Raw genomic sequence first — 1,526 nt, 5'->3', positions numbered from 1 at the left:
GGAGCCGGCCCTGCCGGTCCCGACCGCGGCCAACCTGATCGGCTTCGCCTGGCTCAGCGTGATCGGCGGCGCCCTGACCTACATCTTCTGGTTCCGGGGATTGGCGCGGATCGAGCCGAGTGCCGTCGCGTCGCTCGGCCTGCTCAGCCCCCTGGTCGCGACCTCGGTCGGCTGGCTGCTCCTGGACCAGAGCCTGACGCCGCTGCAGCTCGGCGGCTTCCTCGTGGCGATCATCAGCCTCTGGCTGAGCCAGCGGGCCGCCATGGCCCGCTAGGCCGCCGCCGGATCAGGGGCAGCGGATCGCCGACAGCCCGCCGCGCCCCTCCTCCGCCACCGGCTCGAACTCCCCGGTCTCGGGGTCGCGCACCAGCAGGCGGCCGGAGGCGACGCCGAAATAGGCGCCGTGCAGCTTGAGCTTGCCGCGTTCGACCAGGGTCGACACGCAGGGGAAGGTCATCAGGTTCCGCAGGCTCAGCTCGACCGAGGCGAATTCCAGCCGGCGCAGATAGTCGTCGCCATCGCTCGCCTTGCGAGGCCCCAGGCTCGCCGCCGCCGGGGCGATCTGCGACATCCAGCGGCCGATGAAGTCGCCGGGCGACAGCGGCTCCTGCTCGTCGGCGAAGGCGCGGATGCCGCCGCAATAGGCATGGCCCAGCACCACGATGTGCTTCACCCGCAGCGCCTGCACCCCGAATTCCAGCGCGGCGCTGGTGCCGTGCTGGGTCTCGCGGTCGGGCTCGTAGGGCGGCACCAGGTTGGCGACGTTGCGCACCACCAGCAGCTCGCCGGGCGCGGCGTCGAAGATGACCTCGGGCGACACCCGCGAATCGACGCAGCCGACAATCATGATCTCCGGGCGCTGGCCCTTCTCCGCCAGCATCTCGTACCGGCTGCGCTCCGCCGCGAAGCGCCCGCTGAGAAAGGTGCGATAGCCCTCGGTAAGCCGTTCGGGAAACATGACTGCCCTCGCATCCACCTCGCCGCGACAAGGAATGCGGCGGAAGCGTGGCAATAGCAAACGGCATCGCTCTCGCCAATACGGGCGTGCCGGCGGGATCGCGGTTGGATCGGTGCCGGCTCTGCTCTAAGCAGACGGAGTCGCGGTCGGGATCGGGGGGACGGAATGCTGACGCTGGAGCGCATCTGCCGGAGCTTCGGCACCGTCCGGGCCTTGGACGAGGTGTCGCTGTCGATCAGGCATGGCGAGATCGTCTGCCTGGTCGGCCGGTCCGGCTGCGGCAAGTCCTCGCTGCTGCGGATCATCGCCGGGGTCGATGCGCCGGACAGCGGCCGGATCCTGCTGGACGGCGCGGAGCTGGCCGGGCCGAGCGGCTTCGTCGAGCCGGAGGACCGCAACATCGGCTTCATGTTCCAGGACTACGCCCTGTTCCCGCATCTGACGGTCGAAGAGAACGTGGCCTTCGGCCTGAAGCGGCTGCCGCGCGACCAGGCCCGCGACCGGGCGGCGGAGGTGATCGGCCGCATCGGCATCGCGGCGCTGGCCGGCCGCCATCCGCACACCCTGT

Annotated in this window: 3 protein-coding genes; 2 read left to right on the top strand and 1 reads right to left on the bottom strand. The window is 70.6% G+C overall.

Annotated elements, in window-relative coordinates; translation table 11 throughout:
* Positions 1-274: EamA family transporter (locus P409_RS34005; protein ID WP_034849175.1), on the top strand; the 274-nt coding region annotated here is incomplete at its 5' end.
* Between the two features lie 12 nt (positions 275-286).
* Here the strand turns inward: P409_RS34005 and P409_RS34000 are convergent.
* Positions 287-958, bottom strand: coding sequence for a carbonic anhydrase (locus tag P409_RS34000; RefSeq protein ID WP_034849172.1), 672 nt, complete (start codon positions 956-958; stop codon positions 287-289).
* 165 nt (positions 959-1,123) lie between these two features.
* On the opposite strand from P409_RS34000, the gene P409_RS33995 reads away from it, so the two are divergent.
* Positions 1,124-1,526 (top strand): ABC transporter ATP-binding protein (locus P409_RS33995; protein WP_034849170.1); only part of this gene is annotated, 403 nt, incomplete at its 3' end.

The organism is Inquilinus limosus MP06, from assembly GCF_000767795.1.
GTDB lineage: Bacteria > Pseudomonadota > Alphaproteobacteria > DSM-16000 > Inquilinaceae > Inquilinus > Inquilinus limosus_E.
The sequence above is the reverse complement of the archived record's forward strand: the minus strand, read 5'-3'. Positions and strand labels throughout refer to the sequence as shown.

Bases quoted from the DNA above. Each gene is read 5' to 3' on its own strand.
- P409_RS34000 (WP_034849172.1), bottom strand. From the start codon at position 958: ATGTTTCCCGAACGGCTTACCGAGGGCTATCGCACCTTTCTCAGCGGG.